The sequence below is a fragment of the Marinobacter sp. M3C genome (assembly GCF_023311895.1).
Lineage (GTDB): Bacteria > Pseudomonadota > Gammaproteobacteria > Pseudomonadales > Oleiphilaceae > Marinobacter.
In genome coordinates this window covers 2,956,714-2,973,647 of record NZ_CP092284.1, presented here as the reverse complement: position 1 = coordinate 2,973,647, position 16,934 = coordinate 2,956,714, and the positions used below count along the sequence as shown (strand labels likewise).

The window sequence follows — 16,934 nt, the reverse complement described above, 5'->3', positions numbered from 1 at the left end:
CACGACACCATGTCGGCTGGCACGCCGCTGGGGGCAGGAGCGGGTTTCGTGGCTGTGTTTGCAGCGTCGGTAACAATGCCAACAGAGGACGTAATAGATGGATTCCACGGTCTTCGATCCTTGCTCGGTCAGAAAATTCAAGAATTTGAATCTTCAGGACACATGACTTTGATGAAAGTTACAGAAACTCCGAAAAATAATAGGCGGTTTTTGACGATCAATCACTAACGCAATTCGGGAAAGTTAGCTCGCAGATTCAGGGCCCAGTCGTAGTTGATGAACTTTATACTCGATGTTCCAACAACCCCTTCCAACACTGCAGAATCCGCCCATTCCTCAATAAAAGCCTTTGTAGAACCGGATGCCTCGTGGAAATCATACTCATACCACTTGAACAATTCCGTTACGTAGAGGGTATCGCCTTGTATCTTCAGGTGGCGGTCGGTATTCAATGCGCGCCGGGTATTCTCTGCCAGCAAGCCTTCAAGATTGTCAGCAGTATAGAGCGTGTTCCGCAGGGGTGGGCAGCCAACAGAGGCACAGTTCACCGCAAAGTGAACCCGCGCATCCTTCCAGCCCCAGGATTGATAATCCTTACCCAGCAAAACGCTTTTTTCGATCTGGCTCAGGCTGAAGCGCTCCCCACCAATCACAAAGCTCTCCCGCTCAAAAACACTGTCGACAAACGGATTTACCCGGCCGCCGTAATCCCAGACGGATGAAACAAGCTGGCCATCCGGCCTTTCGGTAAGAATCTGTTCGAGCATGAAAAAATTGTAGGCATTAACCCAGAAGGCCACAGACTCTTTCTGAGCCTCCAGGGTTCCGGTATCAAATTCCGCCAGAGCTTTGCGCTGCTGTTCCAGCGTCTGCGCCAAATCTGTATCCGCCAAGGCGGCTTGGTAATCGAAAGCAGAGACCAGCCCGTTACCAGGCAATGTCTCTTCAATAAGATAGTTGGATAAAAGGCTTTGGTAGGGTTTGTAGAGGCCGGGATTGATATCCGCCCATACCAGGCTTGGCAATAGAATCCATGCAAGAAAGCCTGTCATTAATCGATATCCACGCATAATCGCTCCCAAGTCAGTTTCGTCAGTCATACTTCAGAATCATGGCTACAGACAAAGACAATGCCGCTTTGTTACACAGGCGATGCTCGAAACCTCAGGCCTTAGTATCCAGGTGCAAAAAACGAGACAGTCGGGAATGGGGGCGCCTGCTGAGATACAGCGGCAGAGTGCTCATGACCACCAGAATGACGACAGCGGCCACCACAGTCAGCAAAGGGTTCAGCTCAAAGCTGTGACCCAGTCCGGCGAAAACGAAAGTCATGGGCAGCATGCCAAGGGTGGTCGCGAGCGCGTAGCGCCAGAACGATATCGCAGTGACACCGGCGGCATAACTGATCAGCGCAAACGAAAACAGCGGAATCAGGCGCGTCAGCGTCACCGCCATGAACAGAAAACGCTGGGAACCGGTGGCTGAAAATACCGGGTTATCGCCCAGTTTGCGCCTAACAGCCTCACGCCCCAGTACCCGCGCCAGATAAAAAGCAATGATAGACCCGGCGAGGGCACCCGACACTGCGATTGCAGTTCCAGTGAACACGCCGTAAACGAGACCTGAAGCAGCACTGATGGGCAGTGTCGGAATCGGTCCGACAACCACCGCGAGGATCATCAACAGCATCAGCAACAGAGGCCCGGACATGCCCTGCTGATTAAGCCACTCAGCCAACACTTCTGGCGCCAGACTAACAGGCATACCCAGTTGACGAAGAAGCAGCCAAATGGCCCCCATTACGAGTACGACTATGATCAGAAAAGTGAGCCGGAAAGCCCATAGGGAACGGTTCATTAGAATATTCTACCGGCCACGTTGAGAGCGGGAGGGGTTTCCGGGAATTTTCAGCAGCATCATAACGGTACCTGTTACTGAGTGATCATTCAATATATAGTTGAACGAACATTCAAAACCGCAATTAACGGTGATATCCATGGCGAGAAGTCCCAGTTTTGATCGGGAAGCGGCCCTTGGCCAGGCCATTGGTCTGTTCTGGGAAAGGGGCTATCACTGCAGCTCAATGAAGCAGATTGAGCACGCTCTGGATATGCGTCCCGGCAGCATCTACGCAACGTTTGGCAGCAAGGATGGCCTCTATTCTGAAGCTTTGGCCCGCTATGCCGAGGCTGGCGGTGCGGAGCTGGCAAAGCATATGGCCGGCTACAATTCCATTCTGGACGGGCTTAAAGGCTACCTGCGAAAAATCGCCAGTGGCTGTATCAATAAAGACCAGGTGCCCAGCCGGGCCTGTCTCATCGTTAAAACCCTGCTGGAGGCGAGCAACACGCATACGGAGCATTCAAAACAAGCCCGGGGAATTCTTGAAGCCATCGAGCAATCTTTCTCGGAACTGCTGGAGAAAGCCAAACAACGGGGTGAACTGAAAGACGCAACAGACTGCGCCCGCCTGGCACGACTGATGCAAAGTCAGATCATGGGCCTGCGCTCTATTGCCGAGCGGAACCTCTCTGCCGGAGATCTGGAAGCGTTAGGCGACGATATGGCGCATATTCTTGACGCTTACTGACCCGGGACGGGCGATGACTGATGTCAGTCGCGGGTAGACGGGCAAGGCGCGCCACAGGGCGCGCAGGCTGATTCGTCTTTCTGCGACAGCGCGGTTTGCACATTGCCCTGGCCCGAGTTGAACGCAAACGTCGGGCTGTTCAGGTGGTCCACCACAATGAGCAGCAGAATCGCACCCAATAACGCCAGAACGCGACCTTTACGGTAAGCTGGATTCATAACTGTGCTCCCGTTGTCAGTTCGGCAGGCGGAACCAGGGCCGCAGGCGAATACCAATGTAAGACCCACCAAACGCGCAGGCAAACCAGATCCAGGCGTGCAGGCTGGCCGAACCAATACCTGAGAAGAGTGCACCGATATTGCAGCCAAAACCTAAGCGAGCACCGTAGCCCAGCAACAGGCCGCCCACCACCGCCGCCAGAAACGGGCGACCTTGCAGCTTGTTGCGACTGGCTTCGTTGAAACGATTAGCCAATCCTGCGGCCAGCATGGCGCCCAATAGCAGGCCAAAATTCATCACCGATGGAATGTTGGTGAGCAGCGAATCTTTCAAAGCCATGGCCGGGTATTCCCACTGCCAGAACTCAAACTGACCCATGTCAACGCCGATGGCTTGCAGTGCTTTAGCGCCCCATACGTTGAACGCAAAGGTGATGCTCCAGGGCGCCCCACCGATGGCCAGGGTAAGAATATTACCGGCGGCTAGAATCAGAATGGCCCAGGTGAACGGCCAACGGCCGGTTACCAGCGTGCGCCAGAAACCCTGACCTTTCTGTTTCCACAACAGCTCATCGCTGGCCACTTGGCCGTGGGCTTTGCGCTCAATGCGACTGACCCAGCGAGCAATCAATAGCAAGCCGACCAACTGCAGCACTATGGCGCCGGTAACGCCAAAACTCGCGACCAGCGGCACCGGGTCAAACCCGGGCTGATCCAGCCACCAGGGCAAGTGGATAGAACCCAGCACCGTACCGATGATGAAGAACACCAGGGTGATGATCATCCGCAGATTGCCCGCGCCTACAGTGAACAAGGTGCCAGAGCCACAGCCGCCACCCAACTGCATGCCCAAACCAAACATAAAGGAACCCACCACCAGTGAGGTGCCCACTGGCGCCACCGCTCCAATCAAACCGGGTTGACCGCTGTAAAGCAGCGGCACCATCACAATGGAGGTTACCCCAAACAGCAGCAACTGAGCCCGCATGCCGGCGCCGCGCTTGTGCACAACAAGATTGCGCCATCCGGCGGTAAAACCAAACGCACCGTGGTACAGCGCGATACCCAGCACCGTACCAATCGCAAACAGCGCCACCATGAACGGTGCGGTTTCAAGCCAGATTAGTCCACCCAGAAGGGCAAAACCGACCAGCGCTGTTACTACAACAAAACGATCTACCTGCCAGGGCGATTGAATCGCCGAAGTGGGGGCAGCAACTTCACTCATGCCATTCTCTCTTGCTGTCTAAAACATCACACGGAATCAATTAAATACGTCGAGCAGTTTCGCTAAACCCTTCTTCTCCGCCTGCATCGGCCGGTCGCTGTCTTGCGACCACTCGGCCATGGAGCCGTCATACAGCGCCACTTCGTCAAATCCGGCCAGTTCACTCAGTACAAACCAGTCGGTGGCGGCCCAGTGGGCGGTATTGCAGAAGGCAATAGCGCGCTTGTCGCGATCCAGACTGGTGCTTTGCAGCTGGCCGGCGATGGTGTCGGAGTTCAGGTACCAGGCTTTGCCCTGTTGGCTGAGAAAGTTCTGATGAGGAAGATTCATCGCACCCGGAATCGTGCCTGCAGCTTTGGTCGCCGATGATTGTTCCTTACCGGTGAAATAGTCCGCCGGGCGGGCATCTACCAGTTGGCCTTGATTCTGGCGGGCGTCGTCCACTTCCTCAAGCGTGGCCAGCAGCTTTGGTTGCAGCTCGCCTTTGAAAGCACCGAAAGGACGCTGGGCGCCTTCACCACTGGCCACTTCAAAACCGGCCTCGTTCCAGCCGGCGAAACCGCCGTTCAAAATGGTCACCGCATCGTGGCCCAGTACCTTGAAAGTCCAGTACACCCGGGCAGCACTGCCAAAGTCGGTGGGGCCGGTTCCGGCTGGAACGAGTACAACCGTATCGCCATTATTGATGCCCAGGCCGCTGATCAGTCGCTCCAGGCTGGACACCGGGGGCAAAACACCAGTTACGCCATCACGGCTTTCACGCCAGCCATCGTCGGTGTAGCTGCTATAAACCGAGCCAGGAATGTGAGCTTTGCGAAACGTGCTGCGGTCGCCGCCGTTATCAATCCCGGAGCGGATATCGACAATAACCAGTTCAGACTGCTGGCGCTGTTGTTGCAGCCAGTCGGCGTCTACCAGCGGAGATAAGTCGCGGTCAGCAGCTGTTGCCAGCGAGCTGAACAGAATAAGGAAGGAAACAAGAAAACGGGCCATAACACCACTCCAGACATAGGCTCAAACGAAGTGGTATTATGATCGTCACAAAAAAGAATTAATACACAGATTTTTATTCTTTTTTAGAATAACTTAATCATAATCATCTCTGGCACTCGGGCAATTCGGGGTTCAGCGTGTAGTGGCCAATCACCCGAGCGCTGTCTAGCACATGGCCTTTCATGGCCTTGCGTGCCGCTTCGCCGTCAAAATCGCCGCTAAGGCCCAAAGACACCACATCTAGCGCAAACACTTCATAGTGATAGTGGTGCAGCAGTTCGTCGTTCCAGGGCGGGCACGGGCCGTCGTAGCCAAAGTAGGTGCCGGCCATATCCGGATTACTGGCCAGAAACTGGGTAAAGTTGTTCACACCGCGCACGCCCACCGGGCCACCGGCGACTTCTTTGCCCTTGGGGGTAACGCCGTCGCTGTCTTCGCCTTCCGGCAAGCAGCGCATCCGAGCAGGAATATCTACCAGCAGCCAGTGGAAGAAGTCCACCCGCGAAATGTCTTTGGAGATGGTTTTACCTTCCTGATTGGCATCGTCTGCGATGCTGGGCACGTTTGGATCAAACATCACAATGGCAAAGCTGCGCGTGCCTTCCGGCACTTGATCCCAGACCATTTCCGGGCTGCGGTTGGCGCCAAAACTCATGTGGTCGTCTTCATTGAACACGCCAAAGGCGAACTTCTCTGGCACCGCTTTACCGTCTTCAATTCCTGACACTGTCAGTTTCACGTCAAATTCTCCTTAGCCCTGACCGCCTGTGGTCAGCAATTGATCGTCAACGTTTTCCTCTCCATTGTGGCAGAATTACAGCGAATCTGTGATACAAAGGCCAACCATATAACAGCCATTTTTTATCAACGGTCACTTTTTAGTCATCACTACAGCATGGAACCATAGTCTGCCTTATGTTCAATAACGGAGAAATTATTCATCACGTGCGAGATGCCCTGGGCAGTGTGCTGGTCATTGACGAACGCAAACATCGTGTTCTCACATTTAACTCCATTTTTGAACAGAGCAAGATAGACCGCCGCACTCCCCACCTGCCCGTGCACGAATACAGTCGCGCCATGATGCTGCCTGCCGCCTTCTATATGCCGGCCCGGGTAACCGTTCTGGGCCTGGGTGGAGGCGCGCTGGCGAGTGCATTTCATCATCTGAACCCCAAATGCACCGTACACGTGGTGGAACTGCGACAGATTGTGGTGGATGTGGCGCGGGAATTTTTCAGCCTGCCGCAAACCGACCGCATGCAGGTTACCGTCGCCGACGCCCGCGTTGCGCTGGAGCAAATGCCCGACGCCAGCAGCGATATGATCCTGGCCGACCTGTACAACGCCGACCGTATGAGCCCGGCCCAGTCACAGCGGGTTTTTATGGACAACTGCGCCCGGGTATTAACGGGCGACGGCTGGCTGGCGCTGAACTACCATCGCCCACCCGTACCCAACGACGCCTGGTTCCGCCAGTTGAAGAAGCATTTTCCGGTATTGCTGGTGTTCCGCAGCAAAACCAATAACACCGTGCTTTACGCCAGTAGGCAGCCGCTCGACACCATCAATGCCAAAGATCCGAAACTGAACGCTCTGGAGCGCACGCTGCCCATTGGCTGGCGGAAACTGATGACCAAAGTGCATTGGCTAGAATAAAAATGAGTCGCTTGGAATAACGCGCACGGCGCCTCTACTGTCTTTACAGGTGCTATAACTCAGCAACATTGCTTACGTGGTGTTCATTGTCTGCTGGCGCATGGCGCGTTAATATCACACGCTTGCTATGGGTCTCAGTCACGACAACAAAGCGCTTTTATACGGCAGTAGCAAGAGCGCTTTGTTTTCTTTTCTGTAAAGGCCCAATGCGATGATTGCTCCGAAAAATAAACCCAATAATAATAGTCCGCACCACATAGTCATCGTTGGCGGCGGTGCCGGCGGCCTTGAGCTGATCACCAGCCTTGGCAACACGCTGGGGAAAAAAGGCAAAGCCCGTATTACCCTGGTGGATGACGGTCTGACCCACGTTTGGAAACCTCTGCTGCACGAAGTTGCCTCCGGCTCCCTAGACGCCAATGCCAACGAAATCAATTACCGCGCCCACGCTCGCAAACATCATTACGAATTTCAGCTCGGCCGCATGAGCGGCCTGAACCGCGCCACTAAAACCCTGGTGGTTGCGCCGTTTATGGGTGAAGACGACGTAGAAGTCGTGCCCGAAAGGGAAATTGCCTACGACACGCTGGTGATTTCCGTAGGCAGTACCGCGAACGATTTTGGCACCCCCGGGGCACAGGAAAACTGCCTGTTTCTGGACAGTCTGATACAGGCCCGGCGCTTTCATAACCTGATGTTAAACGCATTTTTGCGTAAAAACCACGAAGCTCAGCAAGGCCGCCAACACCGCCTGCACATCAACATTATTGGCGCCGGCGCCACCGGTGTGGAGCTGGCAGCCGAATTGCGCCTGGCCTCGCGCGAACTGCCGGTGTACGGCATGAACCACCTGCGTGCGTCTGACGTGTCTATTTCAGTGATTGAAGCGGCCGACCGTATTTTGCCTGCGCTGCCCACACGACTGTCTTCTGCGGCAACTCGCGAGCTGGAACATCAGCACGTAAAGGTGCTAACGGGCCAACCGGTCAGCGAAATAAAAAAAGATATTATTGTGATGAAAGACGGCACCGAGCTGCCATCCGACATGACCATCTGGGCCGCTGGCATCAAAGCACCTGTGTTTCTGAGTAAACTGGAAGGTATGGAAGTGAATCGTAGTAATCAATTGGTGGTGCTGCAAACCCTGCAAACCACCAATGACACGGATATTTTTGCTCTTGGCGATTGCGCCGCCTGTCCTCAACCAGGTTCAGAACGCCCGGTACCTCCTCGCGCCCAGGCTGCACACCAGCAGGCCGACGCGCTATTCAAAACTCTGTGCAACCGCCTGCAAGGCAAAGCAGCTGTGCCATTTGTATACAACGACCACGGCTCTTTGATCAACTTCAGCCGCTACACCACCGTAGGTAACCTGATGGGTAGTTTGTCGGGGCGCAGCATGTACATTGAAGGCAAGGTAGCGCGACTGTTTTACGTGTCTTTGTATCGCATGCATCAGGTGGCCCTGCACGGTTTCCTGCGTACCGGCGTTATCTGGTTGATGGACAAAATTAGCCGTGCGATGCAGCCGCGTTTAAAGCTGCACTGAGGTTTTCAGAGGCGGATTGTATTGCCGAGCTGAAATCGATTAACGCTTCTGATAAGCCTCGGCCCAGGCCAGAGCAGCGATTGCAGGAAGGGGTTTTGTATAGAAAAAACCCTGAGCCTGCTCACAACCCATTTCGATCAGTTTGTCCTGCATGGCCAAGGTTTCAATGCCCTCTGCCACGACTCGGCGATTAAAGTTTTTTGACAAGCTGATGATGGATTTTACGATCATCTCATCATCCGCGTTGTTGAGCATATCGCTAACAAACGAACGGTCGATCTTGATTTCCTGCGCCGGCAGGCGACGAAAATGGTCTAGCGAGGAATAGCCGGTACCAAAATCATCCAGGGATACTTGCACGCCCAGATCCCGGCATTCCAACAGAATGCCCATGATTCTTCCCGGATCATTTAACGCCGTGGTTTCCAGCAGCTCAATAATCAGGCGCGAGCGTACATCTGAATCGCAACCCTGCAAAGCCACCTGTAAATCCTCTACCAACCTATCGCTAAGAAGGTGCGTAGGGCTCAGGTTGATACTCAGTGAATAAGGCAACCCCAGCTGTTTCCAGTGCTGCAGCTTGGCCACAGCATCTGCAATGACAAACCGGCCCACCGCCGCGGCGTATTCAGTGTGCTCCAATTGTGGCAAAAATCTGATCGGCCCAAGTAACCCTTTCTCTGGGTGATTCCAGCGAATCAAGGCCTCGAAGCCTTCCACCTGATGGTTAGCCAGAACAATTTTAGGTTGCAGGTACATTTCAAACTGGCTTTCGCCCAGCGCCTTGGCGGTCTGCTCTAAAACCCGCCCCTGCTCAACCCGGCTCACGTACGTTTCGAAATCAAAAATGCTGTAGCGATTGCGACCGGCATCTTTTGCCGCGTACATAGCCTGATCAGCATGCCTCAAGAGCAGATCCGATGCGGACTGGTCTCTTGGGTATAAGGTAACACCCATACTGGCCGCAAGATCAAGCGTGACACCCTGGTGGTTTATCGGGCGCCGAATCGCTTCAAGCATACGCTCGTAAACCGCGTTATTTTCGACATCACGGATAATGGCTACGAATTCATCACCCCCCAAGCGGGCGATAATGTCGCACTCGCGAAGAACGTGCTGAAGCCGCGCAGCAACGGTTTTCAAAACCGCATCGCCTACTGAGTGACCGTAGTTGTCATTTATCTCTTTAAAACAGTCCAGGTCAATAAAGCAAATGGACAGGGCGCCTTGGCGCTGGTCTGCGAGCGTCAGCTCCTGTTCGAACAGTTCGGTTAACCGCCTGCGATTGGGCAAACCTGTCAGAGAATCGAAATTTGCTGCCTGTTCAAGACCTTTCTGGTGTTCCTGCCGCTCCTTGTACATGCGCTTACGCTCAATCAACTGGCCCACCGTCTGCAGCAGTGGTTCAAGCTCGATGGCCAATTTTTTGGTATACCCCTCCGGGCGATTGGCAAGCCCCACCAAACCAACGCGGTTATCGCCGGAAAATATGGGAACGCCCATGTAGCGGGTAATCTGCGGGTGGCCGGGTGGCAATCCCGCAGCCTGGCTATCGCTTTCAAACCCGTCACTGATCAACACGTCGTCTGACAGCATTGATGTATCGATCAGGCTATTCAGCCGTTCAAACAACAAACCGCTTGTTTTGCGCTGCTGAGAGCGGTCTGCTGATTCCGGGCTCCACGAAATATCGGTTATGGCGCCTACGCGCAGATAAGGGCTATTGTAGCTATTAGTCAGCACCTCGCCGATAAATCCGAACTGGCTGTCGGTCAACACCAGCAGATCGCTTAACAAAATTTCAAACACGGCGTCCTGATCATCATCTGTGTGGAAAGTGTTCTGGGCACGCTGAATGGCGCGGTTCAACCGCGACACTGGAACCTGCGTCTGATACTGCGACGCGTGGTAAAAACGTTCCACTTCTTCTTCAATCAAGCTGGCAAGCGCTCTTAATACATCCAGCTCGTGTTCCGGAATGTCACGCGGTTTACGATCCATAATGCACAGAGTGCCAATTTTGAACCCCCCGGGCTCCCGCACGGGCATACCGGCATAAAACCGGATGTGTGGTTCACCCGTTACCATAGAGTTGCTGCAAAAGCGCTCATCTTTGGCCGCGTCGGCGACGACGAACACCGAATCCTGTCTGATGGCTTGGTCGCAAAAAGCGCCGCAGCGAGGTGTCTCACTGACATCCAGACCACGTCTGGATTTGAACCATTGCCGCTTTTCATCCAACAGCGAAAACAGGGCAATAGGGGTTTTGTAGAAGCGCCGCGCTAGGTTAATCAGGCGATCGAAGCGTTCTTCTGAACCTGTGTCCATGATCGCCAGTCGCTCGAGTGCGGCGAGGCGGCGTTTTTCCCGAGTTACGGGGTCCATAAACTTCTTCCCATAGTGTCGGGTAGATAGTGCCGGGTAGATAATGTTGCGGCCGTCTAAATCGACCGCTACGTAATATTACGACTGAACCCGATACGCGGTTTAAAGTGCTCTCGGCGTCAAGCCGTCGCTATAAGCACTTATCCACAGACTGTTTGCCATGCACAGTGATACTGACCGAGCTCGGCAGGCGCAGGCGTACCATTAACAATACCATGAATTTTACAGTTTGAACGTTGGGTAAGCTGAGCCAGGCTGCACACTTCACAGCCTCCAATGCAAAACCACGACCATACTCACTGGTGCGCGCAGCATTAATTGCCATGAATTAGCTTGCTATGTACATGATTATAGATCCGCTGCCAGACAAGGGTATCGAGTTCATGACGAAATTTTGCGGGAATGTCACAGGTCGACCGGAGCCCTGACCAGTCGTTGGGTTAACCGGTGCTGTTTCTCGATTTCACACAGGAACTACAGGAACTACAACCGGCCTGCATAGAAATTGGTATACCCGTCGACGAAACCGGCTGCAATCCGGCTTAGAGACAGCGGCAAAAAGGCTGGTTTTTGGATACTATTTTGGGTAGCGGTAGTTTATGCCTGGTCAATCCGCGAGGTTAACCTCTTGAAAAAATGACACTTTCAGGCACTTCCTTTTACCCCTTATGACACATCCGCGATAGAGCCTGGCGCTGGCAAAAGGGGATAGCAACGTACGCGACGCTGTGGTGCAGCAGCAAGCTAAGATACAGCTTGCAGCTTGGCGATGGTTTTTTGCGCCAACGGCGACAACTCCGCTCCTTCGCTGTTGGCGTAAGCGATCACCTGCTGCTTCATGCTCCGAGCCCAGAATTTCTGTAGGTGGCCGGCGGCAACGTCGGTCACCTGGTCGTCGTCACCATGATGTAAATTGTTGGCAATAATTTGGTCGATCATTTTGATCAGGTTGGTTAATTGCTGGTCACTCACAATGTATTCTCCTGAGCGGTGTCATCGCTTCCGGTGTAGATGACGTGGCGGCCCGGGCGGGCAAAGCCGATAAGGTTCATGCCGCTTTCGCGGGCTTCTCGGATAGCAAGCGCCGTTGGCGCGGATACCGCCACCAACGTGCTGATGCCAACGCTGGCGCTTTTCTGCACCATTTCAAAACTGGCGCGGCTGGAGATCAACGCGAAACCTTTGTCAAAAGCCTGATCGCCACCCTCACTCAAGCGAGCTCCGATCAACTTATCCAAGGCGTTATGGCGGCCAACGTCTTCTCGTGCCTGAACAATCTGCCCGCGGCTATCGCACCAGGCAGCCCCGTGGGTCGCGCCGGTTTGCGACTGCAACGGCTGATAATTTTTCAGGCTATGAAGCGCGGCCTGAACCGCGTCGTCTGCGGGCAACGGCTGCACCGGAACCCGGGCAATAGCCCGCGCAACGTGGGCCAAAGATTCGGTACCGCAAAGCCCGCAACCGGTGCGCCCCACCATGTTACGGCGCTGCTCGCGCAAGCGTGCATAGCAGTCGCCGGCAATGTGCATGTCTATTTCCACGCCGTCTGGCGTGGGTTTTATCTCGATGCTGAACAATTGTTCTGGTTTTTCAAGAATACCTTCACTGATACTGAAACCCAGAGCAAAGTCTTCCAGATCACAGGGCGACGCCATCATCACCGCATGGGAAACGCCGTTGTAGACCATAGCCACCGGCACTTCTTCGGCGACCCGATCCTGCCCAGGGCCACGTTCAATGCCTCCGCGCACGCTTACCGCCGCCGCACTTACCGGTGAGGGACACTCACCAGTAAGTGCGGCCATGGCATCACGCGACCCGTTATTTGAGGGCGCTTGCATGGACATCACCCGAATGCTCCATAGCCGATTTCGCAAAGTCCAGCTGGCGCTTGTCGAAGTCGACAAAGTTGCGCTGCCAGTCAGACGGCTGGGACACTTTTTCAACCTGCACCGCGGTCACCTTGTACTCCGGGCAGTTGGTGGCCCAATCCGAGTTGTCGGTGGTAATGACGTTGGCGCCGCTGCCCGGGTGATGGAAGGTGGTGAAGACCACGCCGGGTAGCATGCGGGTACTAAGCTTCGCCCGCAGCACGGTGTGGCCTACGCGGCTACTGATACCCAGCCAGTCGCCTTCTTTTACACCGCGCAATTCAGCATCACTGGGGTGCAGTTCCAGCAGGTCTTCCTCGTGCCAATCGCTGTTCTTTGTGCGCCGTGTTTGAGCGCCCACATTGTACTGCGACAATATGCGCCCGGTGGTCAGCAGCAGCGGGAAGCGACGGCTGGAACGTTCTTCGGTGGCCAAGTATTCGGTCACCGCAAAGCGACCCTTGCCAATGGGAAAGTCCAGAGTGTGCATGGTTGGCGTGCCGTCTGGATGCTCATCGTTACACGGCCACTGAATGCTGCCCAGCCGTTCCAGCTTGTCGTAATTTACGCCGGTAAAGGTGGGCGTTAGCGAGGCAATTTCATCCATGATTTCTGAAGGATGGTTGTAGTGCATCGGGTAACCCAAGGCGTTCGACAGCGCCACGGTGACTTCCCAGTCTTCCATGCCGGCAATCGGCTCCATCACTTTGCGCACGCGGTTGATGCGGCGCTCGGCGTTGGTGAAAGTGCCGTTCTTTTCCAGAAAGGTCGAACCCGGCAGCAACACGTGAGCAAATTTGGCGGTTTCGTTCAGGAAAATATCCTGCACAATCAGGCAGTCCAGTGCTTTTAAAGCGGCTTCCACATGGTGGGTGTTGGGGTCTGATTGGGCGATATCCTCGCCCTGCACATACAACGCTTTGAAGGTACCGGCGATGGCGGCGTCAAACATGTTGGGAATGCGCAGCCCGGGCTCGTGGTCAATTTCCACACCCCACACCGCCTTAAAGCGTTCTCGCACTTCCGGGTCACTTACGTGCTGGTAACCCGGCAATTCGTGGGGGAAAGACCCCATATCGCAGGAGCCCTGCACGTTGTTCTGGCCCCGCAGCGGGTTCACACCGCCGCCTTCGCGGCCGATGTTGCCGGTGGCCAGCGCCAGGTTGGCAATGCCCATCACCATAGTAGAACCCTGGCTGTGCTCGGTAACGCCAAGGCCATAGTAAATCGCACCATTTTCGGCTTCGGCGTAAATTCGCGCCGCTTCCCGAACCTTGGCAGCCGGTACGCCGGTGACTTCTTCCATGGCTTCCGGAGAGTTACGCTCCTCGGCAATAAAGGTGCGCCAGGCGTTATAGGCCTCCGTATCGCAACGGCTGTTTATAAACTCTTTGTCTTCCAGGCCCTCGGTTATCACCACATGAGCCATGGCGTTTACCATGGCCACGTTAGTGCCGGGGCGCAGCGGTAAGTGCAGACCTTCGTCGGCGTGGGGTGTTTTCAAAACGTCGATGCGGCGTGGATCAATCACCACCAGCTTGGCACCTTGGCGCAAGCGCCGGCGCATCAGCGAACCGAACACCGGGTGAGCGTCAGTGGGGTTAGCACCAATCACCACAATGGCGTCGGCTTTCATCACTGAATCAAAAGTCTGGGTGCCGGCGGACTCGCCCAAGGTGGTTTTTAAGCCGTAACCGGTGGGGGAATGACACACTCGCGCGCAGGTGTCGGTGTTGTTGTTGCCAAACGCCGTCCGCACCAGCTTTTGCACCAGATAGGTCTCTTCGTTGGTGCAGCGTGAAGAGGTAATGCCACCAATGCTTTCACGGCCGAACTCGGCCTGAATACCTTTGAGCTTTTTGGCGGAAAACGCCAATGCTTCGTCCCAGGACACCACTTGCCACGGATCGTTTATTGATTCGCGAATCATCGGTTCTTTGATGCGATCTTTATGGGTGGCATAACCAAAAGCAAAACGGCCTTTCACACAAGAGTGGCCGTGGTTCGCCTCGCCGCCTTTGTAGGGCACCATGCGCACCACTTCTTCGCCTTTCATTTCGGCTTTGAACGAGCAACCCACGCCACAGTAGGCGCAGGTGGTGATCACGCTGTGTTCCGGCTGGCCGGCGTCGATCACGCTCTTTTCCATCAGCGTGGAGGTGGGGCAAGCTTGCACACAAGCGCCACAAGACACGCATTCGGAATCCATAAACGGCTCGTTCTGGCTGGCAGAGACGATGGAATCAAAACCGCGACCTTCGATAGTCAGCGCAAACGTGCCCTGCACTTCTTCACAGGCGCGCACGCAGCGTGAACACACGATGCACTTGCTGGGGTCGAAACTGAAGTAGGGGTTTGAATCGTCAATTTCTGCATCTAAATGATTCTTGCCATCAAAACCGTAACGCACTTCCCGCAGGCCCACAACACCGGCCACGTCCTGCAATTCGCAGTCACCGTTGGCCGGACACGTCAAGCAGTCCAACGGGTGGTCAGAAATATACAGCTCCATGATATTACGGCGCAATTTTGCCAGTTTTCCGGTCTGAGTGGTCACGTCCATGCCTTCAGACACCGACGTGGTGCACGAAGCCGGGTAGCCGCGGCGACCTTCGATCTCTACCGCGCACAAGCGACACGAGCCAAAAGGTTCCAGGTTGTCAGACGCGCACAGTTTGGGGATGTTGATGCCAGCCAGCGCCGCCGCCCGAAGTACCGAGGTGCCTTCGGGTACGGCAATCTCGCGACCGTCGATAGACACCGTCACCAGGGTTTCGGAAACCCTTGCCGGAGTACCAAAATCAAAATCGGGGTTCAGGATACTTTTACCGGCTTCGTAGCTTTGGGTGCCGGGGTCATAATAATTCAACATGTCATGCCTCCACTGGGCGCGGGCGGGCCATCAAGTCTTCGGGAAAGTGTTTCATCACGCTTTGTACCGGGAAGGGCGTCATACCGCCCATGGCACACAGCGAGCCGTCCACCATGGTTTCGCACAGTTCCTGCAGCAACACCAAGTTGTTATCGCGGTTGGTACCGGCACGTATGCGGTCGATCACTTCGACACCGCGCACTGAGCCAATTCGGCAGGGCGTGCACTTGCCACAGGATTCAACGGCACAGAACTCCATGGCAAAACGAGCCTGCTCGCCCATATCCACGGTGTCATCAAATGCTACGACACCGCCGTGGCCAATGCCTGCGCCCAATTTGGCGAAAGCTTCGTAATCCATGGGCGTATCCCACTGACTTTCCGGCAGATACGCCATCAACGGACCGCCTACCTGCACCGCTCTCATGGGCCGGCCGGTAAAAGTACCACCGCCAAAATCTTCCAGCACTTTGCGCAAGCTCACGCCGAAGGCAATCTCAATCAGGCCTCCTTGTTTAATGTTGCCCGCCAGCTGAATGGGCAGAGTGCCCAGGGAGCGACCCATACCGTAGTCTGCGTAAGCTTTGCCGCCGTGAGCCATGATGTAGGGCACGGCGGCCAGAGACAGCACGTTGTTCACCACCGTAGGCTGGCCAAAGAGGCCTTTTATGGCAGGCAGTGGAGGTTTGGAGCGAACCAGCCCGCGCTTGCCTTCCAAGCTTTCCAGCAGCGAGGTTTCTTCGCCGCAAATATAGGCGCCAGCACCCAAACGAACTTCCAAACGAAAGCTGCGGCCGTTACCGCAGACGTTATCGCCCAAATACCCCAGCACCTCGGCCCTGCGGATGGCTTCGTCCAGCATTTTTTGCGACAGCAGGTATTCCGAGCGCACGTAAATAAAGCCCAGAGTGGCACCCACCGCCAGGCCCGCAATGATCATGCCTTCTATTAGCATGTAAGGGTCGCACTCCATCACCAGACGGTCGGCGAAGGTACCGGAATCGCCTTCATCGGCGTTGCACACCACGTATTTCTGCTGGTTTTGGGGCTCGTCCAGCACGGTCTGCCATTTTATGCCAGCCGGGAAAGCAGCGCCGCCACGACCGCGCAGGCCAGACGCTTTTACTTCATCCACAATCCCTTGGGGGGGCAGTGCGGCGGCTTTTTTCAAACCGACAAAACCACCGTGAGCGATATAGTCTTCAACACAGATCGGGTCGGTAATGCCAATGCGGGCGAAGGTCAGGCGCTGTTGTTGCTGCAAATAAGAGTGCTGGGAAATATCGCCCAGAAACAATGGATGCTCAGGGTTACCGTCAAACAAACCAGCAGCCACCAACTCGTCCACCTGTTCCGGTTCCACCGGACCATAAGCCACGCGGCCATAAGCGGTTTGTACTTCGACCAACGGTTCCAGCCAGAACAGACCACGGGAGCCGTTGCGCACAAGATTAAGCTCAATATTTTTTTGAGCTGCTGCTTGTTGAAGCTTTTGTGCTACGCGATCTGCGCCCAAAGACAAGGCGGTGGTATCGCACGGCACATAAATTGTTGTTGTCATGGAGTTTG

Annotated in this window: 14 protein-coding genes; 3 read left to right on the top strand and 11 right to left on the bottom strand. The window is 55.0% G+C overall.

What is annotated here, in order from left to right:
* Positions 1-224: 224 nt before the first annotated feature.
* Both MIH18_RS13940 and MIH18_RS13935 read right to left on the bottom strand, forming a co-directional pair.
* Positions 225-1,100 carry a DUF547 domain-containing protein gene (locus MIH18_RS13940; RefSeq protein ID WP_249012657.1) on the bottom strand — a complete coding sequence of 292 codons (876 nt, stop codon included), beginning with the start codon at positions 1,098-1,100 and terminating at the stop codon, positions 225-227.
* A gap of 64 nt (positions 1,101-1,164) precedes the next feature.
* Positions 1,165-1,857: a TVP38/TMEM64 family protein gene (locus MIH18_RS13935; RefSeq protein WP_249012656.1), complete on the bottom strand. Its 693-nt coding sequence runs from the start codon at positions 1,855-1,857 to the stop codon at positions 1,165-1,167.
* Between the two features lie 139 nt (positions 1,858-1,996).
* Between MIH18_RS13935 and MIH18_RS13930 the strand changes: the two genes are divergently transcribed.
* A complete protein-coding gene (locus MIH18_RS13930; RefSeq protein WP_249012655.1) occupies positions 1,997-2,590 on the top strand; it encodes a TetR/AcrR family transcriptional regulator in 594 nt (197 codons plus the stop codon).
* 23 nt (positions 2,591-2,613) lie between these two features.
* On the opposite strand, the gene MIH18_RS13925 is transcribed toward MIH18_RS13930, so the two are convergent.
* From MIH18_RS13925 to MIH18_RS13910, 4 genes are all read right to left on the bottom strand, one after another.
* The gene (locus MIH18_RS13925) at positions 2,614-2,808 is read right to left on the bottom strand and encodes a hypothetical protein (RefSeq protein ID WP_249007089.1); all 195 of its coding nucleotides are present in this window, start codon (positions 2,806-2,808) and stop codon (positions 2,614-2,616) included.
* A gap of 16 nt (positions 2,809-2,824) precedes the next feature.
* Positions 2,825-4,036, bottom strand: coding sequence for a YeeE/YedE family protein (locus MIH18_RS13920; protein WP_249012654.1), 1,212 nt, complete (start codon positions 4,034-4,036; stop codon positions 2,825-2,827).
* 36 nt (positions 4,037-4,072) lie between these two features.
* Positions 4,073-5,029, bottom strand: a complete 957-nt coding sequence (locus MIH18_RS13915) for a sulfurtransferase (RefSeq protein WP_249012653.1) — start codon at positions 5,027-5,029, stop codon at positions 4,073-4,075.
* A gap of 103 nt (positions 5,030-5,132) precedes the next feature.
* Positions 5,133-5,768 (bottom strand): YbhB/YbcL family Raf kinase inhibitor-like protein, encoded by a 636-nt coding sequence (locus tag MIH18_RS13910; protein ID WP_249012652.1) that lies wholly within the window; start codon positions 5,766-5,768, stop codon positions 5,133-5,135.
* 176 nt (positions 5,769-5,944) lie between these two features.
* On the opposite strand from MIH18_RS13910, the gene MIH18_RS13905 reads away from it, so the two are divergent.
* Both MIH18_RS13905 and MIH18_RS13900 read left to right on the top strand, forming a co-directional pair.
* Complete coding sequence (locus MIH18_RS13905) at positions 5,945-6,688, top strand: fused MFS/spermidine synthase (RefSeq protein ID WP_249007085.1); 744 nt, start codon at positions 5,945-5,947, stop codon at positions 6,686-6,688.
* Between the two features lie 211 nt (positions 6,689-6,899).
* Entirely contained in the window at positions 6,900-8,237 is a 1,338-nt protein-coding gene (locus MIH18_RS13900) for an NAD(P)/FAD-dependent oxidoreductase (RefSeq protein WP_249007084.1), read from the top strand.
* A 39-nt stretch (positions 8,238-8,276) separates the two neighbouring features.
* Here MIH18_RS13900 and MIH18_RS13895 read toward each other — a convergent pair whose 3' ends face one another.
* The 5 genes from MIH18_RS13895 to MIH18_RS13875 form a co-directional block, all read right to left on the bottom strand.
* A complete protein-coding gene (locus MIH18_RS13895; RefSeq protein ID WP_249012651.1) occupies positions 8,277-10,622 on the bottom strand; it encodes an EAL domain-containing protein in 2,346 nt (781 codons plus the stop codon).
* Positions 10,623-11,366: 744 nt separating this feature from the next.
* Positions 11,367-11,594, bottom strand: coding sequence for a formate dehydrogenase subunit delta (locus MIH18_RS13890; RefSeq protein WP_098420213.1), 228 nt, complete (start codon positions 11,592-11,594; stop codon positions 11,367-11,369).
* Positions 11,591-12,463, bottom strand: a complete 873-nt coding sequence (gene fdhD / locus MIH18_RS13885) for a formate dehydrogenase accessory sulfurtransferase FdhD (RefSeq protein WP_249012650.1) — start codon at positions 12,461-12,463, stop codon at positions 11,591-11,593. Before fdhD ends, MIH18_RS13890 begins: the two co-directional genes overlap by 4 nt.
* Complete coding sequence (gene fdhF / locus MIH18_RS13880) at positions 12,444-15,365, bottom strand: formate dehydrogenase subunit alpha (RefSeq protein WP_249007081.1); 2,922 nt, start codon at positions 15,363-15,365, stop codon at positions 12,444-12,446. Before fdhF ends, fdhD begins: the two co-directional genes overlap by 20 nt.
* A 1-nt stretch (position 15,366) precedes the next feature.
* On the bottom strand, positions 15,367-16,926 hold the full coding sequence (locus tag MIH18_RS13875; protein ID WP_249012649.1) for a formate dehydrogenase beta subunit: 1,560 nt from the start codon (positions 16,924-16,926) through the stop codon (positions 15,367-15,369).
* Between the last annotated feature and the right edge of the window lie 8 nt (positions 16,927-16,934).